20 protein-coding genes are annotated in these 25,918 nt (G+C 55.2%); 1 reads left to right on the top strand and 19 read right to left on the bottom strand.

Features of this window, described 5'->3' with window-relative positions; all coding sequences use genetic code 11:
- Nucleotides 1-140: 140 nt before the first annotated feature.
- From NTX17_06420 to NTX17_06380, 9 genes are all read right to left on the bottom strand, one after another.
- Entirely contained in the window at nucleotides 141-932 is a 792-nt protein-coding gene (locus tag NTX17_06420) for a type III pantothenate kinase (protein ID MCX5801005.1), read from the bottom strand.
- The gene (tatC, locus tag NTX17_06415) at nucleotides 916-1,677 is read right to left on the bottom strand and encodes a twin-arginine translocase subunit TatC (protein ID MCX5801004.1); all 762 of its coding nucleotides are present in this window, start codon (nucleotides 1,675-1,677) and stop codon (nucleotides 916-918) included. Before tatC ends, NTX17_06420 begins: the two co-directional genes overlap by 17 nt.
- A complete protein-coding gene (nrdR, locus tag NTX17_06410; GenBank protein MCX5801003.1) occupies nucleotides 1,670-2,137 on the bottom strand; it encodes a transcriptional regulator NrdR in 468 nt (155 codons plus the stop codon). Before nrdR ends, tatC begins: the two co-directional genes overlap by 8 nt.
- A gap of 14 nt (nucleotides 2,138-2,151) precedes the next feature.
- Complete coding sequence (locus NTX17_06405) at nucleotides 2,152-2,892, bottom strand: biotin--[acetyl-CoA-carboxylase] ligase (GenBank protein ID MCX5801002.1); 741 nt, start codon at nucleotides 2,890-2,892, stop codon at nucleotides 2,152-2,154.
- Nucleotides 2,889-3,812, bottom strand: coding sequence for a carboxylating nicotinate-nucleotide diphosphorylase (gene nadC / locus NTX17_06400; GenBank protein ID MCX5801001.1), 924 nt, complete (start codon nucleotides 3,810-3,812; stop codon nucleotides 2,889-2,891). The genes NTX17_06405 and nadC overlap by 4 nt, the downstream gene beginning before the upstream one ends.
- 16 nt (nucleotides 3,813-3,828) lie before the next feature.
- The gene (uvrB, locus tag NTX17_06395) at nucleotides 3,829-5,952 is read right to left on the bottom strand and encodes an excinuclease ABC subunit UvrB (protein ID MCX5801000.1); all 2,124 of its coding nucleotides are present in this window, start codon (nucleotides 5,950-5,952) and stop codon (nucleotides 3,829-3,831) included.
- A gap of 42 nt (nucleotides 5,953-5,994) precedes the next feature.
- A complete protein-coding gene (locus NTX17_06390) occupies nucleotides 5,995-7,359 on the bottom strand; it encodes a DUF4139 domain-containing protein (protein ID MCX5800999.1) in 1,365 nt (454 codons plus the stop codon).
- A gap of 21 nt (nucleotides 7,360-7,380) precedes the next feature.
- A complete protein-coding gene (locus NTX17_06385; protein MCX5800998.1) occupies nucleotides 7,381-10,047 on the bottom strand; it encodes a valine--tRNA ligase in 2,667 nt (888 codons plus the stop codon).
- Nucleotides 10,048-10,281: 234 nt separating this feature from the next.
- The gene (locus tag NTX17_06380; protein MCX5800997.1) at nucleotides 10,282-11,394 is read right to left on the bottom strand and encodes an alcohol dehydrogenase catalytic domain-containing protein; all 1,113 of its coding nucleotides are present in this window, start codon (nucleotides 11,392-11,394) and stop codon (nucleotides 10,282-10,284) included.
- A gap of 172 nt (nucleotides 11,395-11,566) precedes the next feature.
- Between NTX17_06380 and NTX17_06375 the strand changes: the two genes are divergently transcribed.
- On the top strand, nucleotides 11,567-13,261 hold the full coding sequence (locus NTX17_06375; GenBank protein ID MCX5800996.1) for a hypothetical protein: 1,695 nt from the start codon (nucleotides 11,567-11,569) through the stop codon (nucleotides 13,259-13,261).
- A gap of 7 nt (nucleotides 13,262-13,268) precedes the next feature.
- Here the strand turns inward: NTX17_06375 and NTX17_06370 are convergent, their stop codons facing one another.
- The 10 genes from NTX17_06370 to NTX17_06325 form a co-directional block, all read right to left on the bottom strand.
- On the bottom strand, nucleotides 13,269-14,978 hold the full coding sequence (locus NTX17_06370; protein ID MCX5800995.1) for a hypothetical protein: 1,710 nt from the start codon (nucleotides 14,976-14,978) through the stop codon (nucleotides 13,269-13,271).
- Nucleotides 14,979-15,057: 79 nt separating this feature from the next.
- Nucleotides 15,058-15,765, bottom strand: coding sequence for an acyltransferase (locus tag NTX17_06365; GenBank protein ID MCX5800994.1), 708 nt, complete (start codon nucleotides 15,763-15,765; stop codon nucleotides 15,058-15,060).
- 55 nt (nucleotides 15,766-15,820) lie between these two features.
- Nucleotides 15,821-16,882, bottom strand: coding sequence for a Gfo/Idh/MocA family oxidoreductase (locus tag NTX17_06360; protein MCX5800993.1), 1,062 nt, complete (start codon nucleotides 16,880-16,882; stop codon nucleotides 15,821-15,823).
- Between the two features lie 66 nt (nucleotides 16,883-16,948).
- Nucleotides 16,949-17,797, bottom strand: coding sequence for a sugar transferase (locus NTX17_06355; GenBank protein MCX5800992.1), 849 nt, complete (start codon nucleotides 17,795-17,797; stop codon nucleotides 16,949-16,951).
- A gap of 880 nt (nucleotides 17,798-18,677) precedes the next feature.
- Nucleotides 18,678-19,748 carry a radical SAM protein gene (locus NTX17_06350; protein ID MCX5800991.1) on the bottom strand — a complete coding sequence of 357 codons (1,071 nt, stop codon included), beginning with the start codon at nucleotides 19,746-19,748 and terminating at the stop codon, nucleotides 18,678-18,680.
- Nucleotides 19,749-20,001: 253 nt separating this feature from the next.
- Nucleotides 20,002-21,096, bottom strand: coding sequence for a glycosyltransferase family 4 protein (locus tag NTX17_06345; GenBank protein ID MCX5800990.1), 1,095 nt, complete (start codon nucleotides 21,094-21,096; stop codon nucleotides 20,002-20,004).
- 18 nt (nucleotides 21,097-21,114) lie between these two features.
- Nucleotides 21,115-22,107 carry a radical SAM protein gene (locus NTX17_06340; GenBank protein MCX5800989.1) on the bottom strand — a complete coding sequence of 331 codons (993 nt, stop codon included), beginning with the start codon at nucleotides 22,105-22,107 and terminating at the stop codon, nucleotides 21,115-21,117.
- A 42-nt stretch (nucleotides 22,108-22,149) separates the two neighbouring features.
- Nucleotides 22,150-23,370 (bottom strand): glycosyltransferase family 4 protein, encoded by a 1,221-nt coding sequence (locus NTX17_06335; protein ID MCX5800988.1) that lies wholly within the window; start codon nucleotides 23,368-23,370, stop codon nucleotides 22,150-22,152.
- Entirely contained in the window at nucleotides 23,336-24,493 is a 1,158-nt protein-coding gene (locus NTX17_06330; GenBank protein ID MCX5800987.1) for a glycosyltransferase, read from the bottom strand. The genes NTX17_06335 and NTX17_06330 overlap by 35 nt, the downstream gene beginning before the upstream one ends.
- On the bottom strand, nucleotides 24,471-25,877 hold the full coding sequence (locus NTX17_06325) for an O-antigen ligase family protein (protein ID MCX5800986.1): 1,407 nt from the start codon (nucleotides 25,875-25,877) through the stop codon (nucleotides 24,471-24,473). Before NTX17_06325 ends, NTX17_06330 begins: the two co-directional genes overlap by 23 nt.
- Nucleotides 25,878-25,918: the final 41 nt, after the last annotated feature.

Here is a 25,918-nt window from a genome sequence, read left to right as displayed (position 1 = left end):
CGATATGGCTAGAACCTCGGTAGATCGCATCCGCTGCGGTGATGGAACGAAGTCCGAAATCAAGCAACAGGCTAAGCGTGTAGCCCAATTGCCATTAACGACTCGAAAGAGTGTACCAAAACAAGTGGCGGAACGTCCAGCTATTTCCTGCGCCTCTTATCCTTTCCGGAGGCGCGATGCCGTTCAAAGATCACCCGCAGCCCCTCGAGCACGAGCGCGTCGTCAACGTGGGTTATGTACTTGCACTGAGGAGCGATGAGCGATGAATAGCCACCCGTGGCCACAACCGGCGGTCTCGCGCCGAGCTCCTCGAAAATACGCGCAAGTATGCCGTCGACCACTGCCGCCGCTCCAAAGACAATCCCGGCCTGTAAACTCTCTTCCGTAGATTGTCCGATCACGGACTGCGGTCTCCTCAGCTCGACTCTCGGAAGTCTGGCCGCCCGCCTGAAAAGCTCCTCGGCCGCCGTCCCGACACCCGGGGCTATTGCGCCGCCCACGTAATCTCCCGATTCCGAGACGACGTCAAACGTGGTGGCAGTTCCCATGTCCACGACTATCACGGGCCGTCCGAAGCGCTCGACGGCTCCGGCGGCGGTGGCAAGCCTGTCGCTTCCGACCGACAAGTGATCCCTGTAGAGGATTCTCAGGCCCGTGTCCAGCGAGCTATCCACAATGAGAGGCGCCTTGCGGAAGAGTGTCGCGGCCATGTCGGCGAAACCCTGCGTCAGGGGAGGGACGACGGAACAGATGACGCAATCGCAGTCACCGGACAGGGTCACGCCGTGCGACCCGCAGTGACCGGCGACGATCAAGCAGAGTTCGTCGCCGGTGCGATTCTGCGTCACTATGCGCCACCGAAACAGGATTTTGCCGGCCTCAAAAACTCCAAATTCTGTGGTCGAATTCCCGACATCAATCGCGAGTAACATCGTCTTCGCTCTCCCTTTCGCGTTCCTTGCGCCTCTTCACGAGCACGGAGATAAGTATGCTGAGGAAATAGAGCCCGCAGAGCGGAAATGCCACCACGAGCTGACTGGGTCCGTCCCCGGGAGTCACGACGGCTCCGACTATGAAGATTATCACCACCGCGTATCGCCACTTCCGTTTCAGAAAGCCGGGCGTGATGACACCCAACCACGTCAGGACGCCCACTACGAGAGGAAATTGGAAAACCACGCCGAGGGCGATAGAAATCTGCATCACCATCAAAAAATAGCTGTTTATGGAGATCATCGGCTGGATCCGGGACGTGCCGAACGCCAGGAGAAGCTTCACAATGGCGGGAACAAGCATGAAGTACGAAAAGGCCACCCCACCGTAGAAGAAAAGGGTGGAACAGACCGCAAAAGGAAGCATCAGCGATCTCTCTCGCCTGAGAAGTCCCGGGACCACGAACCGCCACACTCTATAGAAGACAAAGGGAAGAGAGATCAGGAGGCCCAGAACGACGGTCAGCTCGAACCTCGCGGCGAACGCCTCGGCAGTGTTGATGAAGACCGCCTTACCTATTGGCGTGACCATGAGATCGATGGCCCTGCCGGAAAAAAACCAGCAGGCGGTGGACGCAATCGCAATTGCGATGAGGGAGTCTATTATCACCCTTCTGAGTTCGTCCAGGTGCTCCAAGAAGGGCATCTGCTTTTCTTTTGAATCCGCCTTCCTTCCGTCATTCATCGAATTCGCTTTTCTTCAAAAGATTCTTCAGCTCCTCCATGAACTGATTTATGTCCTTGAAGTGCCTGTACACCGAGGCGAATCTCACGTACGCCACCTCGTCAAGATTGGAGAGAGCCTGCATGACGCTTTCACCTATGTCGATGCTCGTGACCTCGCTACGCATCTGCTTCTGCAGCGAGGACTCGACACTGTCCACCACCTCGTCGATCGTCACGGGCGAAATGGGCCTTTTTTCGCACGCCTTCAGGATTCCGGCCTTGATCTTCTCGCGCCTGAAGGGCTCCCTTCTCCCGTCTTTCTTGATGACCATGAGCGGCGTGTTCTCGATATATTCGTAAGTCGTGAACCTCTTGCCGCATTTGAGACACTCTCTCCTTCTTCTCACGGCCGTGTCATCTTTTGTTGCTCTCGAGTCAACGACCTTGTCTTCACCGTGTCCGCACGCAGGGCATTTCATGGCTCCTCGCTTTCCTATGAAACAAGCTCAACGTCACCGGCCATAAAACCGCGGTGTATACCCGAATCCAGTCTGAGCACCAGGGCGCCGTTGTCGTCGATGTTGAAGAAGATGCCCTCGACGGCCTCCCGGCGACCCTTTATTCTCACTCTCTTCCCGAAGAGCGGGCACATCGAACGCCACTCGTCGATGCACGATGTTATGCCCTCGAGGCAGAACTCGCGGTATTGCTTCTCAAGATGCTCAATCGTCGCCGCAACGAGCTTCTTCCTGTCCGCACTCTTCCCCGTGGCAATCAGTATGGAAGTCGCGCTCTCCCTAATGTCGGCAGGAAAGTCCTCCGGTGTCTGATTCACGTTCATGCCGATTCCGCAGACGATAAAATCCACACTCCCACGCGAGGCCTTCATCTCGGTAAGTATGCCACAGAGTTTTCGCCCCTTCACCATTATGTCGTTCGGCCATTTGAGCGAGGCACGCACGCGATAGAGAGACCGTACGGCCTTCGCCACGGCCACCGAGGCACAAAGCGTGAGCCCTGGCGCCGCCTCGGGTTTGACCTCCGGCCTCAGGACCACGGACATCCAGACCCCCAGCCCCGGCGGAGAATGCCACTTCCGGCTCAGCCTTCCCCTCCCGGCGGTTTGCTGCTCGGCCACGATAACCGTTCCTTCGGGTGCGCCCCTCTCCGCCTCGTCCCACGCCACATCGTTCGTGGACGAGACTGACTCGAGAAAGATCACTCGCTTTGTCATTTTCTCATTTCCACGTTCTCAACGAGAAGGTTCATGTCTATTGACTTGAATGAGTGCGTCAGCGCACCGACAGAGATGTAATCGACGCCGGTCATGGCGATGTCTTTGACATTGTCGAGGTTGACCCCGCCCGAGACTTCAATCTCGGGTCGCTTCATCTTCTCTCCTCCCCCGGCCTTGAGCCTCAGCTCTTGCCAGTGGTTCTCCACGATTTCGATGCACTTACCAATCTGGACGAGACTCATGTTGTCCAGAAGAATCCTGTCCACCCTGCACTCGCAGGCTTCCTTCACCTCCTCGAAGGTTCCGGCCTCCACTTCCACGGGTATGTCTATCTTCGCCGCGCGTATGCCCTCAACGGCGGCGCGGATGCTGCCCGCGGCCTTTATGTGGTTGTCCTTGACGAGGAACATGTCGTAAAGGCCGAATCGATGGTTCACCCCGCCACCGACCCACACGGCGTACTTCTCCAGCATGCGCATGAGCGGCGTCGTCTTCCTGGTGTCAGTAATCTTGGCCTTCGTTCCTCTCGCTCTTCTGACAAACCTGTCCGTGAGAGTGGCCACGCCGGAGAGTCTCTGAAGGTAATTTAGGGCGACCCTCTCTCCGGCGAGGATGGCTCTTGCGCTCCCCTTGATCGTACAGATGCGCTTTCCCGTAGAGAGAGTTTCCCTGTCCTTCACGTGGGTCACTAACTCCATCTTCGGATCAAGCTCTCGGAACACGATCATGGCCACCTGCAAACCCGCGAGAACGCCGCCTTCCTTGGCGAAGATGGCGGCCGTGGCCAGCAACTCCTCCGGGACTACGGCGGACGTAGTGATGTCACCGCCACCTATGTCCTCCGCAAGAGCATACTTCACCCAATGGCCGGCGATCGGTTCGAGATCGATGGAGGCGAGCTTGTTCTCAGACTTCATCTCGCGCTCTTTGTCTTTACCCTCGCGTTTTTGCCCCACGTGCTTCTCCCCGTGTGTCTGGCCTCGCGGTCCTGCCCCGCGCCGTACCCGGTATCTCCACTCCAGCGCCCTTGCGCCGCGCCGTACCACGTGTCTCCGTCATGATCTCCTCGAGCTTGTCCCTCAGGCTCGCCGCCTTCTCGAATTCAAGCCTTCTTGCCGCCACCAGCATCTCCCTCTCCAAGAGCTCAACCAGGACCTCCCTGTCCATCTTCCCAAACACGGATGAATCGAAACTCGGCGGCTCCGCCGTCTTGACCGAGGCGTCGGCAACGGACGTGGCTCTCATCACCTCTTCCAGGGACTTCACGATGGTCTTGGGAGTGATGCCGTGAACTCTGTTGTACTCCATCTGTTTCTTGCGCCTTCTGTTTGTTTCTTCGATGGCTCTTATCATGGAACCGGTCATTTTGTCCGCATAGAGTATCACGTCTCCAAACACGTTTCTCGCGGCTCTGCCGGCGGTCTGTATGAGGGAGCGCTCGGAGCGCAGGAAACCCTCCTTGTCGGCGTCGAGCACGGCCACGAGAGACACTTCCGGCAGATCCAGTCCTTCTCGGAGGAGGTTTATTCCGACGAGCACGTCGAACTCTGCAAGCCTCAGCCCTCTCAAGATCTCCACGCGCTCGATAGTGTCGATGTCCGAGTGAATGTAGCGCACTTTCACGCCCATTTCCCGGAGGTACTCGGTCAGATCCTCTGACATACGCTTGGTGAGCGTGGTGACGAGCACCCTCTCCTTTCTCGCAACGCGCTTTCTTATCTCTTCGAGCAGATCGTCCACCTGGTTGTCTACAGGTTTCACGGTGATGCCGGGATCGACGAGACCGGTGGGTCTGATGACCTGCTCCGCGACCACACCGCCACATTTCTCAAGCTCGTAGTCGGCAGGCGTCGCGGAGACAAAGATCGCCTGCCCGACGATGCTCTCGAATTCGTCGAACCTCAAGGGCCTGTTGTCGAGGGCCGAGGGAAGCCTGAAGCCGTACTCGACCAGGGTTTCCTTCCTGGAACGGTCGCCTTGGTACATCCCGCCTATCTGAGGAACCGTTACGTGCGATTCGTCGATCACGAGGAGGAACCTTCCCCTGAAATAATCCAGCAACGTGTAGGGCCTTTGACCCGGGGCCCTCCCACTCAGGTGTCTTGAATAATTCTCTATACCGGGACAATAACCGACTTCTCTCAGCATCTCAATATCGTACTCGGTCCTCGTCCTGAGCCTCTGGGCCTCGAGAAGCTTCCCGCCTCTCTCGAATTCCGCGAGACGTTCGGCGAGTTCCTCCTTTATCGAGCCAATCGCTTTTTCCACGTTCGAGTACGCAGTGGCAAAATGTGAGGCGGGATAAATGGCCGCCCTCTCCTGCCTGCGGATCACGTTTCCGGTGAGCGGGTCTATCTCGGAGATTCTGGCGATTTCGTCGCCGAAAAACTCGACCCGGACGGCCGTCTCCTCGTACGCAGGCCATACATCCACGACCTCTCCCCTCACCCTGAACGTGCTGCGTTTGAAGTCGACGTCGTTGCGACTGTACTGTATTTCGACGAGCTTCCGGAGGACGGCCTGCCTTCCTATCTCCTCTCCGACTCGCACGAGAACCACGAGGCTCATGAATTCCTCGGGGCTTCCCAGACCGTATATGCAGGACACGCTGCTTACAACAATGCAATCCTCTCTCTCCAGGAGAGCGCTCGTCGCGTTGAGACGCAACCTGTCGATGTCTTCGTTGATGGAGGCGTCCTTCTCGATGTACGTGTTTGTGGCAGGAACGTACGCCTCCGGCTGATAGTAGTCGTAGTAGCTTACGAAGTAGCCGACGGCGTTTTCTGGAAAGAAAGAGCGGAATTCCCCGTAGAGTTGCGCCGCGAGGGTCTTGTTGTGGGAAATGACCAGGGTGGGCAGGCCCACGTTGGCCACAACATTTGCGATCGTGAAAGTCTTACCGGAGCCGGTCACGCCCAACAGCGTCTGATACTTGCGATCCGACAGGATCCCTTCCGTGAGTTCCTTTATGGCCTGAGGCTGGTCTCCCCGCGGCTCGTAGGGCGCGACAAGCTTGAAGGGCGAACCGGTATTTTTTAGAAGCCTCCGTCTTGCCATACAAACCACACCCGGGGCAAGCGTCGTCGGACCAACGGCCTGCTAATAACCTATCCTGGCCGTGTAGGTGAGAACGACCTCCTGCCCGGCGAGAACCTTTGCCGTGAACTCTATCGTGTTGGCGTCTTTCTTCACAAACGGGAGGGAGTTTGCGATCATGCTCCACTGACCCCAGATGTGCTCCACCACTATTATATCTACGGCCTCTTCCTTGTGATTGCGAAGCTTTATGCGCGTGGTCTCCTCTCGAAGAGTCCGTGTGATCTGCCGGACAGACTCCGTCGCCCTCTCCCCCACCACGTCGAAGGCGTTGCCGACGTAGACTCTCACCTTCTCGCCCTTGGGCGTGTGCTCTATCGCGTCTTCCCCGACAAACTCGAGAGCCTTATCGACGTCCTCCTTGTAAACGCGCACCTTTCCCTTGGGAAGCGGTATGCCGAGCCCCGCGGCCTCGCTGTTCACGAATTCCAGAGTAATCCTCACTTGGTCGGGATAGTTCGCTCCGTCATACGTGAAGACCTTCTTTACGGCCGTCTTCGTTTCGGGAAAGAGGGATATTTGCTTGATTTCGTTGTCCTTCACGGTCGTCGGCTTTTCGACGCTGTAGAGGTGATATTCGAAGAAAGCTCTCTCGGTGACGGGAGCAGCCATCTGCGACCCCAACTCGTCCGTCTTGTAGAGAGTCCTGGGGAGCTGCGTGACCACTCTGTGAATATTGCCTGCCACCAGCTTGAGCTTGGCGTTCTCGTAGGTCGCGCCCGAGTTGTTCTCGACCGAGACCCATCCGGCAACTCCCAGGTTCTCGTCCTTAAGGTCGGAGACGGCAACGTACTCGGCGTGCCAGTTCAGGCCGTCGGTGAGATAGCTCACCTCCACCTCGTTAGCGCCCGCCGATTCGGAGAGAATCTTCCAGACCAGCGTGGGTTTGGTTATGAGGCCGCCTGGCAAGGCAGGGAAGCTCACGTCCCGGACGTTTTCTCTCGACACGACCGTCACGGGTCCCTGCTTCTCTTCCGGGCCCAGGACCAGATTCTGCGCGTCGAAGCTCAACAGCGTGCCCTCAAACACCTTCTCGTCTTTCGTGAAGACGGTGATGCGATTGTCCACGTACTTTTGCAGAATTTTCGCGGCGCTGACCAGGTCGTACTCGTAGTTCTGCTCCAGGATGCTCACGGACTTGGGGTTTGTCTTCGAGACGAAATGAACGGAGGTCGGGTCGATTCTGGCCGCGACGTCCCTGAACTCCACCTGGCTCTCGCCCCTGGGGAAGCTCATCTTGCGAAGCTCCTTCACGAGGGCGATGTTCTCATTGTAGACCGTGACCGCGACCTCTCCCATCACGAGAGAGCCGGCGCACAGAAAGAAACAACATGCCGCCAGCGCGGCAACACCCGTGCTCAGTCTCATGGCTTCACCTCCACGGAAAAGTTAGGCTCCCAGCGCTTCCAGATTCTTCTGTAGCTTGTCGGTCAACTCCTCGAACGTCGTGAGCTTTTGGCGCTCCCTCTCAACCACTTCAGGCTTTGCCTTGGCCACAAAGTCTCTGTTGTCGAGCTTCTTGAGCGTGAGCTCAAGGTCTCCACGCGCCTTCTGGAGTTCCCTGCCGAGTCTCCGTTTCTCCACCTCTACGTCGATGAGACCCTCCAGAGGCATGTAGATTTCCATGCCCTCCGTGATGGAACTCGCGGCGAGTTTGGGTTTCGTGACCGACGAAGAGATCTCGGCACGGTCAACCTTGCAGAGGAACTTGAGGCTGGCTTCGTTCTTCTTGAGAATCTCAAGGCAGCTACCTTCGGCCTTTATCAATACCGAGGCCTTTCTGCTCGGCGCGACGTTCATCTCGGAACGAATGTTCCTTATCCCGCAGACCGCCTGCTGGAGAACGGCCATCTCCTTCTCGGCCTCTTCATCCACCATGGCCTTCGAACTCTTGGGCCACCTGGCCCTGACCAGACTCTCACCGCTACCCGGCAGCTTCTGCCAGATTTCCTCGGTGATGAACGGCATGAAAGGATGAAGCAGTCTCAGGAACGTGTCCAGGACCTTGTGAGTCACGTATTGGACCGACGCGTACTCGGGAGCATTCTTGTCCCCGTAGAAACGAATCTTGGCCAGCTCGAGATACCAGTCACAGAACTCGCCCCACGCAAACTCGTACAGCGCACGGGCCGCGCTGTTGAACCTGTAAGTAGTAAGATACCTGCCGGTCTCTTTTGTCAGCTTTGAGAGCCTGCTCAAGATCCACCTGTCTTCGAGCGTGAGCTTGAGCGACTTCGCGTCGACGCCCGAAGGGTCAAACCCCTCCAGGTTGGTGATGGCGAGCCTCGCCGCGTTCCAGAGCTTGTTCGCGAAGTGCCTCCCAGTGTCGAGCTTCTTTGCGGAAAACAGAATGTCCTGGCCCGTCGGGGTGAGAAGCGCCATCGCAAAGCGCAGGGCGTCCGCTCCGTACTCCGAGATTATGTCTATCGGGTCGGGAGAATTCCCGAGCGATTTCTGCATCCTTCGGCCGAGCTCGTCGCGCACTATCCCGTGAAGATGCACGTGCGGAAACGGCACTTTCCCGGTGAACTCAATGCCGGCCATCACCATGCGCGCCACCCAGAAGAAAATGATGTCGGGCGCCGTGACGAGAAGAGACGTCGGATAGAAGTACTTCAAGTCCTCCGTCTCCTCCGGCCAGCCGAGAGTGGAAAACGGCCAGAGCCAGGAAGAAAACCACGTGTCCAGCACGTCGCTGTCCTGCCGCAGGCTGCTGCCCGAGCACTTCTTGCACTTCTCCGGCTTTCCACTCGAGGCGTGTATCTCGCCGCACTCGTCGCAGTACCAGATGGGTATTCTGTGACCCCACCACAACTGCCGAGAGATGCACCAGTCTCTTATGCCTTCCAGCCAGTGGAGGTACACCTTACTCCAGCGCTTCGGGAAGAACTTCACCTGGCCCTTCTTGGCGGCCGCGATTGCGGGCTCGGCAAGCGGTTTCATTCTCACAAACCACTGGTCGGAAAGGTAGGGTTCCACGATCGTGTCACAACGATAGCAGTGACCTATCGCGTATTCGTACGGTTCGGTCTTCGCGATAAGCCCCCTGTCTTCGAGAGCCTCTAAAAGTCTCTTGCGGCACTCGAAACGGTCCAGCCCCGCGAAATCACCCGCGTTTTCGCTCATGGTTCCGTCTTCGTTGATCACAACGATGGGCTTGAGTCCGTGACGCTTGCCGATCTCGAAGTCGTTCACGTCGTGTGCCGGAGTCACCTTGACCGCACCGGTTCCGAACTTGGGATCCACGTAGTCGTCGGCGATTATCGGCATCTCGCGCCTCAGGAACGGCAGGACTGCCGTCTTGCCGACAAGACTCTTGAAGCGCGGATCCTTGGGGCTGACTGCAACTGCCACGTCTCCCAGCATGGTCTCGGGCCTCGTCGTGGCGACCGTGATGTGCTTCTGAGTACCCTTTATCGGATACTTGATGTAATAGAGATAACCCTTGGCATTCTGGTGGCTTGCTTCCTCGTCGGAGAGCGCCGTCTTACACCTCGGGCACCAGTTGATGATATATTTGCCCTTGTAGATTAGGCCCTTCTCAAAGAGCCTGATGAAGACTTCTTCCACGGCTTTCGACAGGCCGGCGTCCATTGTGAAGCGTTCCCTCGACCAGTCGCAGGAGCAACCCAGGAGCTGAAGCTGCTTCAGAATGATGCCGCCATACCGCTCCTTCCACTTCCAGACCTCTTCCACGAACTTCTCGCGGCCCAGATCCTCTTTGCGAATCTTCCGCTTGAGGAGATCCCTCTCCACGACGTTCTGCGTGGCGATCCCTGCGTGGTCCATCCCTGGAAGCCACAGAGTCTCGTATCCCTCCATTCTGCGCCATCTTATGATGATGTCCTGAAGCGTATTGTTAAGCACGTGACCCATGGTGAGGCTGCCCGTCACGTTGGGCGGAGGAATCATGATGCAGAAGGGCTTCTTGTCTGCGCTGGGAGCCGCCGAAAAGCAGTTCTTCTCGATCCAATATGAGTACCACTTCTTCTCGACCTTTGAGGGGTCGTAGGGGGCAGAGGCTTCCTTCGCCTCTGCCGGACTTTTGTCGTTCATTTAATCACCTTGAAGAGGCCAACCCCATTTAAGCTTAAGAGCGGCCAACGTCACAGGTTGCCGCTCAACGCCAAGATGCATGAACTCACAAGCTATCACAAAGCCGAGGCCATAGTCAATGGAAATTGGGGCGTCTTCAGGTCCTCCGCGACGCAAAGAAAAGGCTGCGTGGCGACCCTCGAAGGCCGTTCACGCAGCCACGTAGCTCAGAGCGCTTCGTTCCGCGCAGTTCCGCTATGCGATTCCCCTGCGGCGCTTCGCCTCCTCAAACTCTCTCTTGTCCGGGAAGAGCACGATCTTGGCCGACGTTCTCGGTCTCGTCATCATCTCGGTGAAGCCCTTGTCAAAGTCGGCGAGAGTGAACATGTGGGTGATCACGGGGCTTATGTCAAGCCTACCCGAAGCCAGGAGGTTTCTGATACGGAACCAGGTGTCGAACATCAACCTGCCGTTTATTCCGTGAACCTGGGCGCCCTTGAAGACGATTCCATTGTTGTAGTCAACGAGGGTCGGCGATTCGGAGGCTATCCCGAACGCCGTGAACCTGCCGCCCTTGCGTAGCATCTTGAAACCTTCATCGAGCGCCTGCGGAGAGCCGGCCATGTCGAGCACTATGTCCGCTCCGAAACCGTAGGTGTTGTCTTTGACGAACTTGACCCGGTCGATGTCCTGCTTGTTGGCGTAGAGCGTGAAATCCGCGCCCATCCGCTTGCCGATCTCCATGTTGATGTCGTACTTTCCGACGAGGAATATCTTCGTGACGCCCGCCGCCCTAGCCACGCCGACAGCGAAGAGAGCTATCGGGCCGTCTCCGACTATGGCCATCGTCTTACCGGCGACGTCGTTGTCTTCTCCCAGGACCGCGTAGGTGGCGTTTCCGAGAGGTTCCTGAACGGTTGCGAACTCGGGAGGGATGGCGCGGTCATTAATCCAGCAAACTGAATCCGGCACCGCGATGAACTCCGCGAATGCGCCGTTACAATCCACGCCCAGTATCGAGAGGTTGGCGCAGATGTGCTCTTGCCCGGTGAGGCACTGGATGCAGGCCTTGCAGGGAATGTGAGTCTCGGCGGAAACGTAGTCTCCAACTTTGACCTTCTTCACGTTCGAGCCCACTTCTACGACCTCTCCCGCCACCTCGTGGCCAAGAATCTGAGGAAGCCTCTTCTCTCCGATTCTTCCCTGAGACCACGCGTCCCACTTGTAAATGTGGACGTCCGTGCCGCAGATGGACGTGGCTCTGACCTTGACGAGTGCCTGGTCAGGGGCAATCTTCGGGGTATCGACGTCCATGTACTCTGCCCCGGGCTGGGGTTTCGTCTTCACAACCGCCTTCATTTTCGCCATGCTTTCCTCCTTATCAATTCATGCACTCATGTGATTCCTGCTTACCTATCAAGTAAGACGTTCATGCGAAGGTTGACCAAGAAGGATAGCATTTGCACCTCGTTCCGTCAAATGCTTCCGCGCCCTTTCTTGCCCTTGACACTGCCGCGCTCAGGCCCCTATCATGTGCGGCATGAAAGCTCGCGCACGTGTCACAGCCGTCTTTCTCGCGACCGCGGTCCTTCTCACTGCGGCGTATGCCCTGTGTCCATCCGGCGCGTCTTGCGCGCAGCAGAGCCCTGCCACTTCGTGTTACGCGACCTCCCACCTTACCCCACCGGAGCTTCTCCCGACGGGCCACTGGGCCTACGAAGAACTGAGAAAACTCTGGGTTCAGGGCCTCGTGGACTCCTTCTTCGTCTCGACCGAACCCGTATCCAGATACGACGTCGCAGAGCTCTTGATATCGCTCCAGGAAAGCTCGAGGCCGGCGCCGAATTCACCGGCGCTGCAGAGATTGCTCAGGGAATTCAGCAGGGAGATGAGGGACCTCGAGGGAGGAGCGAGCGGCGGGACGAGCGGGGCCGGTGCGACTGGTTACGGCGCGAACCGCGAAACGAGCGGCGCCACCGCCCACGCGGAAACGCCGTTCCTTTTCCAGAAACAAGGCCAGAACCTCGATTTCCGCTTCTCATTGTATGCGGACGCCACGGCCGACAACTGGGACACGGAAGACATGGAGCTCAGGGACGGGGCGCGAGCAGGCTTCCAAGCGTGGGTTCTTCTCAGGCCAAACATTGTCCTGTTTGAAGACATCTACGTCGGGAAGCTCTCAGGCGGCTGGCGATACGGGGAAGAGCTCTTCAGCCTCAAGGACGTCTTGATTCTCTCGGATAGGTTCTACATATCGCTGAGAGCGCCTTTCATCGACGTGACCCTCGGGAGAGACAAGCTCAGATGGGGACCGGGAAGGACCGGGACTCTCCTTCTCTCCGATGCGGCATCAAGCTACACGCTCTTGTCCGCAAGCAAGGCTTTTGGCAGGAAGCTCAAGATCTCTACCGTGAGCGGCATCCTGGACTCAGAAGAGGGAAAATACCTTGCCGGTCACAGAATCGACATAGCCCCCTCAAACTCAATTCAGATCGGCTTCGCCGAAACGGCAATCTACCACAGCCGCTTCGTAGAGCCTCTCTACGCCATCTCGCTCGTGCCTTTCACTCTGGTGGAGAGAACTCTCCACCGCGATTCCCAGGATTCGGGGGCGGACGATCCCGCAAGAAACAACGTGGGAGTGAGCACCGATCTTGTGGTGAGGGCGTGCAGAGGCGTGAGCCTCTACGGCGAGTTCATGCTGGACGACTGGGCTGAAGAAACTTCCAAGAGACCGACCAAGCTTGCGTATCAACTGGGAACGGCAATGTCCAAGTCCACCGGCGGCCGCACCTTCAATGCCATTGCAGAACTCTCACGGGTGTGGAACTACACCTACAGCGTCTCCTACAGCGATGTCTACGACAGAGACGCCTCTCACCAGGGCCTGCCCCTCGGTTACTGTCTCGGCCCCGATTCCAAACGCGTCTTTCTTCTTCTCTCCTGCGATGTCTCGCGTGACTTTGAACTGGGCCTCAGTTGGGACGAGATACTCAAGGGCGAGGGAGAGTTGGGACAACCGTGGCGGGAAGAAATGGGCATGGTCAATGCGGATAAGCTCTCCGGAATCGTGGAGACGAAACGCTCAATCGCGCCCTTTGTGAGGTGGCTCCCTCGTGACAACGTCCTAATCGAAGCGTCGGCGGGGCTCAAGCAGATCGAGAACAAGAATCACGTCGAGAAGGAAGACGAGTCCGGCGCCCTCTTCTCGCTGAGACTGGCCGCCAGGTGGTAGGCCTGGCCTAATTCCCTATCACCCACTCCGGCCTGAAACTCACGCTCAAGCCGATCTCATAGCTCGTCAACTTCGCGCCGTCGAGATTCCGATAGTCCGACACTCTCTCCAGCGAGGCAAACCCGTCCACGTCCAGATGAAGGGTCGGATGAAATCCTGCGAGGATACCCACCCTGTGCGACTTTTCCGCCGTCCCCAGCGGGAACGAACCCTCCGGGAAGGAAGCGTCACCCCAGGGCCCAACCACGGGGACCGGCCAATCGTTCTCAATCGAAGTCTCGCCGTGCCGGGCAAACCTGTAGTCAATCTCGCACGTGAACTTCTCGTTCAACCATCTTGTCACGGAAACATAGAACGCGTCTGCATCCGGTCCGAGCGGATGCCCCAGAAGCGCGCCGCCATAAACGTACTTGTTCCACGGAAGGGGCTGGCTGTACGTCCACGGGTTCACGCGCACGTATTCCAGATTGACCGAGGTGTTTAGAAGACCGAACGGATCACCGCTGTGTAGCCCCAGGAGAAAAGCAATCTCAGGCGGTTCCTTGTCCGTGGAGCTCTTCCGTTCGAATTGGTAGTCGTCAACAAGGAACTGCCCGTAGAGTTGTAGCCTTTCCTTAGGCCACCACGTGGCGTCGAAGGACCACATCGGATTATCGTTCTCGTTGAGATTCCACTGCTCCGCGTAGTAGAAGCACAGGGGATTGATGTAGCCGGGTTCGAGTCCCCTGTCCGGCCCGCCGTACACGACCGTCTCCGAGAGCCCCACCTCGAGATCGCGGGTGATGCGTACGTCGAGGCGATGCCCCGAAAGGTGGCGTGAAATGACCTCGCCCGGGTAGAGGCTGTCGGCCTCGTACGGAACAGACCCCTCGAGTTTCAGATCGCCGAGCGTCGTGAAGAAACCTGTCGCGGTCACTCTTCCCAGGTGGAGGCTCATACAGATCATGTCCATGGGAGGAGCAAGGTCCGAAAGAATGAGCGAACCGCTCTTGCCCGGCCCCCAGGAGACCTTGTCCCTGCCGAGCAGGAACTCGAACGGCCCCAGAGCAAGCTTCCCGTATCCGTTCGCAACGTACCCACCCAACTCGTCTCGCCACGGCCGGCCAAGAAAACCGGGATCCTCGGACACATTTGTATCTACCCTGAACCTGTGAGAAAGGCTCAGGCCGTGCGGCAGCGTGACCTCCGTCCAGCCTGAGAGAATCGCGCGCCCGGTCCCCTCGCTCTCAGTTTTCGTCTCCTCGGACTCCTCACCTCCCACTTCCTCGATCCAGGTCACTTCTCGTTCGCTTGACGTAGCGACTCCCTGAAGCTCGGCTCCCAGCTCGACGGTGGAGTTTCCAGCCGGTTGAGCGCTCGTCCCGGCTTGTCCCGCCGTCTGCGACTTCGTGACCTGTGTCGCGAATTCGTCCTTCAGTCTTTCGACGAGCCACGCTTCGTAGGGGCTCAACTTGACTTGACCTGAGCCGACTGCCTTATCCAGCAGGGCAAGCCCTTCGACCACTTTTTCTCTGCTGTACGGACGGTCGGAGAAGGAGAAGTTTCGAAGAAGACCTCTCCTCCCAAGCTCCTCTATGTAACTGTGGATTCTCGTGTCGGAGGGCACATTGCTGATGGTTGAGGAGAACAAAGGAGAACTGAAGAGACAAGACATTGCCAGAAGGCCTGCAAGAAAGACGTGCGTGACGACGAGGATTCGTGTGAAACGTGCTCTCATTGTGTTACTCCCGCGTATCGCGTGCTTCAGCTTCGTCCAGCGGACGCCTGGGACTGCCCGCCCGGAGTCAGCAGGTCCTCTACTTCTTTTCGTACGGCTCCCAAACGTAGGGCCGCTCGAAGAAGCCCTTTCTGCACTTGAGCTCACTCACCTTGCAGAGAACCTTCGCAGGCGAGCCGGCGACCACAGTTCCTTCTTCAACGTCCTTGACCACTACGGAACCTGCGCCGACCAGGGAATTCTTGCCGATCACGACGCCGGGGAGAATCGTACTGTTGGCACCGATTCTGGCATACTTCTTCACGGTCGCGCCACCGGCGCATTCCTTGTACCTGGGACATCCCATGGGATGCGGGTCGTCGGTGAAAACGACGTTGGGGCCGATGAACACGTGATCTTCCACGGTCGCCATTTCAAGAAAGGCTCCGCTGTGGATACGGACGAAGTTCCCGATTCTATTGTCAAACTCGAGCACTGCATTGGTACCTATGGAACAGCCGTTCCCGATTACGTTGCCCTCGCGGATAAGGGCGCCGTGTCCCGTCTGTAACCCATCCCCTATTCTTGTGCCTGCGTAGATTGTCGTAAAGGACCTGACGACGCAGTTGTCGCCAAGAACGGTTTCAAGCTCTCCGTCCGTCTTGCCGCGAGGCGGCTTACCGACGACGACGGGCGACTCCAGCACGCAGTTCTTGCCCAACTTCACGTTCTTGAAGATCGAGCTCCCGGCGTGTTCGCCCGGTCGCGACAGCGGTTTCTCCCTGACAGGTAGTCGCCGCGTCTTCATCTTGTGTGGTCGTTTCTTTGGTTTCATAAGGCAGGATTGGTGCAAGCAAGAAGTCTCAGGCGACGGTGTCGTGGAGCATGCATTCCACGGCGCGGCCCTCTTTCATGGAACGTTCCATCGCCTCGAGCACCCTCACGACCCTCACGCCGCTTCGGCCGTCGCTGCGCGGCGTCTCCTGAGTCAGTATGCAATTCAGAAAATGCTCCACCTCGGCTTTGAGTGGTTCACAAGTGTCGAGCTTCGGAGACACGATGTCTCCGGAACGGTAGCTCAGGTGATACTCTCCGAACGTCTCGGGATCCTTGAAGTCCACGCCCTTGTCGTAGAGCTTGACCTTTTCTATGTTTTGAGTATCGTCGTATATCAGCATCTTGCTGCTCCCGACGATTGTAGTCCTGCGCAGCTTGCTCGGCGAAAGCCAGCTCACCTGCACGTGCGCGATTACACCGCTCGCGAATTCCATACTCACGAAAGCTACGTCGGGAATCCCCTTCTGAACAAAGGCCTTGCCCATCGCAAACACTCGCGCCGGAGCCTCCTCGAGCCAGTAGAGAATCATCGACAGATCGTGTGGAGCAAGATCCCACACCACGCTTATGTCACTTTGATGCAGTCCCAGGTTCACGCGCGTGGAGCTTATGTAATAGATGTTCCCGAGCTCGCCTTGCGAAATGAGCTCCTTTATCTTGAGAACAGGAGGGCTGTATTCGAAAGTGTGACCGACCATGAGCGTGACGCCGTGCGCATCGGCCAGTTCTATCAGCTCTGTTCCCTGTTCGACGTTGAACGAAAGAGGTTTCTCGACAAACGTGTGTTTGCGCGCCTGAATGGCCTTCTTCGCAAGCTCGTGGTGGGTCGAGACAGGAGTCGCGATCATGACGGCGTCAACGCCGCCGTCTCTGAGGACCTCGTCGAAGTCTGTCGTATAGTAGAGGTCGGGATAGCGTCTGGACAGCCGTTCCAACTGGTCGTCGTCAACGTCGCAACAAACGACCCTTCCACAGGAGCCGTTCTCGACCAGATTCCTGATAAGATTGGGACCCCAGTAACCGCATCCAACAACGGCAACGTCAAGCATGCCGTTGCCGCGCGAACAAATCGAAGAACCTTTTTCCAATTGTCAACTCTCTGTGACCGGAGCCCGGGCCTCAAGAGTAAGATCGTGAGCAGTCAACACGGCGCCTCAATGGGCGCCCTTACCGAGCAAGATAACAGGTATTGTTTGGAGAATCAACTTCAAATCCCACCAGAAAGACCAATTCGAGATGTAATACAGGTCCAGTATGACCATGTCTCGAAAACTGACGTTGCTCCTGCCTGTGACCTGCCACAATCCGGTGAGTCCAGGGGTTACGGAGAGTCTTTCCTTCTGCCAGTCTTCGTAGAACTCCCATTCGTAAGGCAAGCAGGGCCTCGGCCCCACCAGACTCATGTCACCTTTCAGCACATTTGCGATCTGCGGAAACTCATCGAGACTCGTTTTTCTCAAGAAGCGCCCGAAGGGAGTGATCCTCGGATCGTCTGTAATCTTGTAAACCTTGCGCCCGTTACCGTCGACGGCCGCCTCGCGATTATCTTCGACGAACGCTTTGAGGTATTCCTTGTGCTTGGAGTCGTCGCCGCTCACCATGCTCCTAAACTTGTAGAACGTGAACTCCTTCCCATTCTTGCCGATTCTGGTTTGTTTGAAGAAGATAGGGCCTGAAGAGGTGAGCTTGATGAGAACGGCAGTCACGAGGAAAACCGGAAGAAGGACAATTGCACCAACGAGCGCCCCTAGAACGTCAGCGACTCTCTTCAGTTGGGTACGCCAGCCCCTGAGCTCTGTGGGGCGGAATCTGACGAGCGGAAGGCCATTGAGAGCGAGGGCGCCGTGACTTTTCTTGATGATCTGGAATACCGGCGAGGCGGCCAGAACAGTATGGCCATTCCGGATAAGTGAGAGGCAAATCCTGAAGATCTTTCCCAACGGCAGATCTTGTCGCGCGAGCAAGAGTCGGTCAACGGGTGCTCCGCCGTTCTTGTCTTTCAAGAAGATTGTCCCTGAGGCCACGCCAGCTGGAATGGCGGAAGCTGGGTGAACCTCGCTCCCATCTGAGCTGGGGCGAAACGCATCGGATGCGCTCCGGTCTTCAGTCACGTATGCAAGGCGAGTTTTCCGGACGGATTCCGAGAGCCCGGCCGTTCTGTCTAAGGAATGCGAGCGCGAGATGCGTGATTCTCCTGAAAGGAGCAGTCCCAACTTCGAAGGCCCTCCGGGAGCCCACGCAGAACCCTCGGACCTGGTCAGTATGGAAACGATCTCAGCCGATTCCCTTGCCGTACCCACCAAGAGCACGTGATCGTGCCTATGGCTCTCTTCTTGTTCTTTCATTTGGCCGAAGTCTTGTCCCCGGAAACAGTCAGAAGCCCGCGTTGAAGGACGTCCGTATCGCGTCTGCGACATACTCCATCTCATCCTGTCTCAGCCCCACGAACATTGGAAGCGAGAGTATGTCTTTCGCCCGCTTCTCGGCAAGGGGAAAAGCCCCTCGCTATAGCCAAGACAGCTCTTCCTCAAGGGATTCGACTTTAGCACTAAGGATGCCTGCATGGATAGAGTGAATTCGCTCCTTTGACCCCATGTTTCGTGAACGTGCTTCTCCTTCAGATCGTGATCACGAAGCTTCCTTGTCGTTGACGAGGGCAAGCGCGATGCCGTTCTTACGCCTTTCCGTCATGGCGTCATACCTGCAACTCCCGTTGCTCCCCTTGCTGCTTCTTCACCTTCGAAGCCTTCTTGAACGTCGTGCCGACCTGTCGGATCGGTGGCATATCGATGCCCTTTCCCTTCAGAAGCTCTTCCACAGTTAGGATCTGTAGCTTGGGATAGTTCTGCTTCCAAAAAGGCCTCGCGCCGTACTTAGTCTTCGCTAGTAATGATCACAACAATAGCAGTAGGACTTCGAAGCCTCCTCTCGTTTTTCGGGCAACGCCAAGGCTTCCATTCTGAACTGTCGGAATTCCTTTGAATTCCATAGTCTCTCAAAACCCGTCTCTATGGCATTGCCGCAAATGTAATAACTGGGACAGCAGGGAGTGACTCTTCCGTCTGCGTGTATCACGGCAAAACCAAAAGGTATCCTACACGGTTGTGTTTCGAAGAGTTCCGTGAGGAAATAGCGATGGTCAACAGCAGACTGACGCACCTTTCTCAGGAAGTGTTTGACGCCAATTAGCCTATCCTGGTTTCTAAACTCGTCAAAGATTTTCACCATGTTGTCATAGTCCTTCATGTCAAGGGCTATCTGGTCAATCTGGTCATAGATTGCTGCATTCATGAAGACGACATTGTCACCCAAAAGCAAACCCAGCCTGATCATTTCGCAAATAGTGTCAATGTTCATCTTCGAGATTACAAATCTTACTTGAATTTTCGTGTTAGAACCTAGCTGGTTCCTTATCTCTCGAAGATGACTAATGTTTTTTACTACTCGATTGAGTGATGTGGCGTCTTTGGGCTTGTTGATAAGCACAAAAGTTCTCTCATCAGCCGCGTTGAGGCTGATGCTGATAGAGAAGACATGTCTCTTTATGAGGGAACTCGACATTTCTGGTCCCAGCAAGGAACCGTTGGTCGTCAAACGAAACGGTATGTCCCGATAATCGAGATACTGACACATCTCGATGAAATGAGGATTCAAACACGGTTCACCCTTGCCACAAAGATCAACTTGTTTCACGTTAGCTCTGTGTAGACCATCCACAATTCTAACGAAATCATCATACTTGAGAATCTGAGGTTTCGACTGTAAAAACAGAGTACGTTCGGGATTCGTCGATCTCTCGGCAAGGTCACTGTGAATCCAGCACATGGCACATCGGTAGTTGCAAGCATCACTTAAGGAAAGCTGCGGAGAACAACGCAGAAACGATCTGCCTCTAACAAGACGACTGACGAGAAGTTGATCTTTAACAATACTGCGGATCTTCCGAATCGCCATTCTGCCAACGTCGGTATGGGTCATTGAATATCAACCATAGGACAAGAATGCCCGCATGGCACTCGCCACGTACTCCATCTCATCCTGTCTCAGCCCCACGAACATTGGAAGCGAGAGTATGTCTTTCGCCCGCTTCTCGGCAAGGACAAAATCACCCTGCCCGTGCCTGAGATAGAGCTATACGCTGACTGCACGTGGACAGACGTAGGATAGTGTATAGCTGTGTCAACACCTACTGACATGTGCCGATCGATTATCGCTTGCACAACGAACTGTAAACCTCGTTGTACTGGTTTGCAATAGTAGTCCAATTGTGTCTCTTCTCTATTCCTATCTTGGCCTTTTGAGCAATGTCAGTCGCTTCACTTGGATGCACTAAGACATAGTCCAGCTGATTCGCCAGTGAATCGGCATTCGAGACTTCGAAAGGGAATCCCATGCCATCAGCAACTGCTTTGTTCTCAGGGGTATCACTATAAACAGTCGCGATCCCAAACGATAGACCTTCAAGAAGCGCCATCGACATGGCTTCGTATTCTGAGGGAAAGACGAAAACGCGTGCATGTGCATACAAGCAAGAGTAGTCATCGCCAGTCTGAAATCCTACAAACTTGACTCCTGGCGTCTTGCTCTGCTTCAGCTCATGGAAGTAGTTGACGTCAGTACCGCTTCCACCACCGGCAATCACAAGAGGAATGCCAGGCTGGAGCTTTCTGTAGGCTTCTAGTAACGTATGTAGACCCTTCGTGCGTTCAATTCGACCTGCTGAGCAAAACAAGTAATTCTGGGGATCAATATCCCATTTCCTCAGCAGTGATTTGTCCGGCTTGTTTCTTAATTCCATGCCGTTCGGAATATAGATGACATCTCTTCCATATCTGGACTTGTAGTAGTCAGCGAGTGGCTTTGATACACATGTAATCACATCTGGTATGTGCAAGAAAAACCGCTCTGCGATTCTGGACATGACTCTCGCGAATGTTCCCCATTTCTTCCTCAGATAGGCTTGACCGTGGGAGGTAGCTACGATCCCGTACCGAGCTCTTGGCAGCCAGGCCAGCAAGCATGGATCCACACTGTGTATGTGTACCAAATCGTACGATTCGCGCCTTGTATCACGTGAAGCATTCCACATATGTGCGATCATCTCGATGTTCTTCGATGAGCTTCCCGGAACAACCTTCACCCTAACGCCACGATAGTTGTCCACGGTTCGTGCATAAGAATCATATCCGTATACAGTTATGTCGTGGCCCTTGGATACCAGGTGGGGCACTAATGAATCGACGACTGCTTCTACACCGTGATGGCCAGGTATTCCCTTTGTACCGAGTATGGCGATCTTCATTGTGCTCCCAGAGGATTGTCAAAGTAACAACGGTTTGCCTTGAGCCATTCTCAGCTTGTTTCTCGCTACCCATCGTAAGGGCACCCAGAGATGCCCGCGCATAGCCGGCACAGCAGTTCCCGTCATCCAGCAAATCTGTCTGCAGTTCTCCACCCGTTCCCTTATAGCACTTGCCTGCTCGCTTCGCCATATATCTTCGAAAGACTGTGTTCTTAGATCTCCCATAATCATAGGGTCTACAGAACCATTGCACGCCAAGACACGACCCCAAGGATCCAAGAAGAATGTATCTGTGCCTGCTCCGCAGGGTATCGGGCGATCTTTTCCCTGGACATGTCTCAATAACCCTAGGCTCAGATAAGCCCTGAACCAGTCTTTCATCCTCTTCTTGAGATTCTTGCGCGGGGAATTGAGCAGTTGTTCGATAAAACTGACCATGACTGCTTGCACTTCCTCGCTGTTCTTGATTTCATTGTCGTATTTATGGAAATAGAACGAGTTATGAACAACCGCGTTTGCGAATTCCAGATCCATTGACGCGACCAGATCATATACGTCTAGCAAGTCTCGGCAGTTGTCTCCACTTATTGTCATGGCGAAGCCAATGTCCCTTATTCCAAGGCGTTTCAATCGTAGTATCGTTCGCATGGCACGATCGAACCCACCTTCTAGCCCCCGGAGTCTATCGTTCGAAGCCGGAAGACCTTCGACGCTGACCCGGATCGTTATGTGGGGGAATTGCTCGGCAATCGCAATCGTCTGGTCAACAAAATAACCGTTGGTGCTGATTTCCAGTCGTCTGGTCTTCTTATCAAGAATCCTCACAATCTCGACGATGTCTCTTCTCAGTAAGGGCTCTCCACCCGTAATATTCAGACGCTGCATGCCTCCGGGTATCTTCTCCAGTATCTCAGGCTTGAATTCTTCCGAAACTTTGCTGGGGTTCTTCCAGCTATTGCACATGCCGCACTTGGCGTTGCATCTATAAGTGGTGATAATTGCACATTCCATAATGAGTTAAGATCCCCGCCTCTACTAGATTATGCGGTCAAATCAAAGAACGCGCTTGTAGACATCCATCATGGCTTCATAGTGCCTTGCCACATTGTACTCCCTTTCCACCTTGTCTCTGGCCGCCCTCCCCATCTGCGGAATAAGAGGTTTGTGCTCAAGCAAATAATTGATCTTCTCGCGAAGGTCATCGGCGTTCCCCGGCTCAAATAGAAGACCGTTCGCGCCGTGCTCGATCAATTCCGGCACACCTCCAATCCTCGATCCGATAACGGGTTTGCCCAAGGCAAAAGCTTCGTAAAGAGACATGGGCCCGTTCTCATACCATTCCGACGGTATCACCACAAACATGGCATTTCGGACCAGTTCCTTGAGCTTCTCATGGGGTACGTAACCCAGGAATGTTATGCTGTTCGTATCTTGAGCATAGTCTTCCAGCTCCCTCTTCCGAGGGCCTTCGCCCGCGACATACAGCTTCGCGCTTCCCAGTTTCTTCACAGCTTCGATAAGGACGCGGCCCCCTTTCTCGCCGGACAACCTCCCGAAGTAAACCAGATAATCCTCATGGTCGTACCGAGGCGTATAAGCCCCGACGTCGATCAATTGGGGAATGTGAACGATCTTTCGACCGTCGATGCCGAACTCGATCATCTTATCTCTCAGAAACCGGCTCGGAGCGATGAAAACGTCGACGTTATTCTCATAGATACGCATGAACCTGTGAACATACAGTTCAAGGGCAGCTAGAGCGCTCGCGGCCAGCGAATCTCGTTTGCACCGGTGAATGACGGCGTTATAGTATTTTCCGTCCTTGCATCTCTCACAGACTTGTCCTCCGCTAAAAAGGAGTGTGCTGGGACAGATCAGCTTGTAATCATGCAGAGTCTGGACGATGGGAAGGTCATACTGTTTGATGCCCGATAGAATTGATGGAGACAGGTGATGGGCGATGTTCTGGATGTGGGCTAGATCCGGCCTGGTTTTTTCGATGAGGCGTCGGATCTTTGTCTTTGCTTCGCGGGAGTACAGTACTCTCATCGCAGCTTTGAGGCTCCTCGTCAAACTGGGACCTCCCGACACCTCGGAAAAATCAACATTGCTTACGAAGTATTCCTCATATTCGGAGGGAACATTCCTTTCGTGTGACATACTAAAAGGAATTACCTCGTGGCCGTGCTCTGCCAGTTCCCTCGACAGCGCGAAGGTGTAGGTTTCGGAGCCGCCTCTGTTATAGTGGAAGGCGTTGCACATTAGTACTTTCAAGTTCTCTTCCTTTGACGCCAAAGAGCTCTTCATACGCACGGGTCATTTTCTGCACCGAGAATCTGCCTTCCACAGTCTCCAGGGCGGACTTGGTAATTACACCTCTCAAAACGGGATCCCCGAGCAAGGACAGTACGCGCCCCGATGCTGCTTCGATATCCCCGTGGCTAACTAGAAACCCGTTGACCCCATCAGTTATGATCTCGTTCAAGCTCCCAACATCAAACGCAACAACCGGTACCCCAAGGTACATCGCCTCAACGACAGCCAGGCCAAAGGTCTCTATTTGAGATGTGCAGAGAAAGACGTCGAACTCTGTCACCACGGACGGAGCATCGAGGCGGGCGGCCATGAAATGAACCCTATCCGCAAGTCCGAGTTCCGCCGCGAGGGCCTTGAGACGATCAAGAGCCGGACCGTTTCCGATCAGTACAAAGTGCACAAGACTATCCTGGCAAGCCACCTTCGAGGCAATTTCGAGAAATTGATCGTGTCCCTTTTCTTTCCCAAGCCTCCCCGCGTTGCCGACAATGCGGGTTCCCGGCGAGAGTCCCAGCTCACGCCTGAGCCCGCCTGGGTTATGTCCTGAGCCAAGCCTTGCAAAATCGACACCGTTATGTATGACCTTGATCCTTTCAGGACGGAACCCCCACTTCTGGACCATGAATCTCTTGAGAAACTCGGAGACTGCAACAGTGGCACTCAACGTCGGCGAGGAAAGCCCGAAGGCGAGCCTGTTGAGGAACTGGTTTGTGCCGGGACCCACGCTGTGTTCAGTCGCAATTCGGATTGGCACTCCTGCAATCAGTGCAGCGGGGGCTCCAAAGTGAAGCGCGTCTCTGCAGTGCATGCTAAGAACGTGAGGCTTGAACCGTCTCAACAAGCTGATGAGCCTGAAAAGCAAGACGAAATCAAATCTACGTTTCTTCTGTACGACATAGAGGCTGATACGCGAATGGTCTAGCTCGGCAGCCAAGCCCTCTACCTCGGCGAAAACGCAAATGGCCACCTTGTACCCTGCAACGTCGAGCTCCTTCGCCATATCCACAACGACCCTCTCGGCTCCCGCGAACACGAGAGAGTGTATCAAGAGAAGGACTCTAGGCTTGTGTAGACTCTCCATCAACGCGCAGCAAGACCTCCTGAAGACCCACTGCCAAGCCGATTGTACATATTCCAGCTTGATCGGTAAACGCAGTCCCAGTGAGCCCTGCGAACATGATTATGGCTTGTACATAGAACGAGACGATTCCGAGAGATACTCCCTTGAGGAGTGGGTTGCGAACTCGTTTGAAGATAGAAAGTCCCCTCTTGAGGAAAATCGCGATCAGCGCACAGATAGCGGCCAAGCCAACTAGTCCTGCTTGCGCAAGCACTGTTATGACTCCGCTGTCACCAGTTTGCACATCTCTCCTTGGCAACTCCGCTGCGAACTCGGAAGACTCATGTACATACCCCACGCCAAACAAGGGATTCTGCTTGAAAAGCTCGATGCGGAACGCCCCGTCTTCTAGTCTAATACCGAAGCTGCCTTTAACCCCCGCAACGTCGCTGAATGTTGAAGCAAACCTCTGGCCGATCAGGTCAGAGGATCTAAGAAGCAAACCCTCCTTACCAATGATGGCAAGGAAGATCATCGTCAACGCCGCAGCAGCGGCAGCCTTAAGCCAAAGCCCCCGAATCCTCTTCAAGAGGATTCCACGCTTGTTGCTGTGAACGCAGGCAAGAGCAAAGAGAAAAAGCACACTTCCTACGGTGCCTATCCAAAATGCCCTCCCAAAAGTCAGAATCACACCAGAAAACACTGCAACACCAGACGCCACAGATACATCCCTTGTTCTCTTGGAAGGAGAGTAGAGATAAATACCAAAGAGACAAAGCAAAACGACGCCCGTCAGATGGAAGGAAAGAACGTACGTTCTAGGAATGTTCACTCCTCCAACGTGCGTCCACGAAAGGCCCGTGAACGGAGAAAGGGAATGATGGGTTATGAACGGAAAAACCATCACCAACTGAGACACCAAAGATAACGCTAGCAGCGCCACAAGCAGCACGGAGAGCTTTCTGCGCGACGACACAAACACAATCACAGGAATCATTACAAGGTAATAGAAGTAAGGTTCTGCAACTCGAAGAGCAAGATTGAGCGTGCCGTGGCCAGCCGCAACAGTGTATGCTGCCACTAAGATGACGTAGGTCAAGTAGGTGAAGGTGGCACGTACAGGAAACACCTGAAGCGCGTTGAAGGAGCCGCGCACAAAGAAAGTGCGTATTGAGGCTACAAAAACTGTTGAGAGAAGAAGCAAGTCACGCAGCTTGAAAATGCCTGGTATCCTAGCAAATGTGTTCGGATCAACGAATCCAAGGAAATTGTACGCACCCAGCAAGACAAGCACGGGTGAAATCTCAGAGCCAAACAAGAGAATACAAGTAACAAGAATGGCGAGGGTGAGAACTGCACCCGCGGCGAACTTTTTCGCTATTACCCACCCCTGGACCACAGCCATTCCTAACAAACATGCGGCAAAAAGCCGCATAGGGACAATAC

It is taken from the genome of Candidatus Eisenbacteria bacterium (assembly GCA_026388185.1).
Classification (GTDB): Bacteria; Eisenbacteria; RBG-16-71-46; order JAFGJU01; family JAFGJU01; genus JAPLKG01.
Note: the sequence above shows the minus strand (reverse complement) of the source record. Positions and strands in the feature narration are given on the sequence as shown.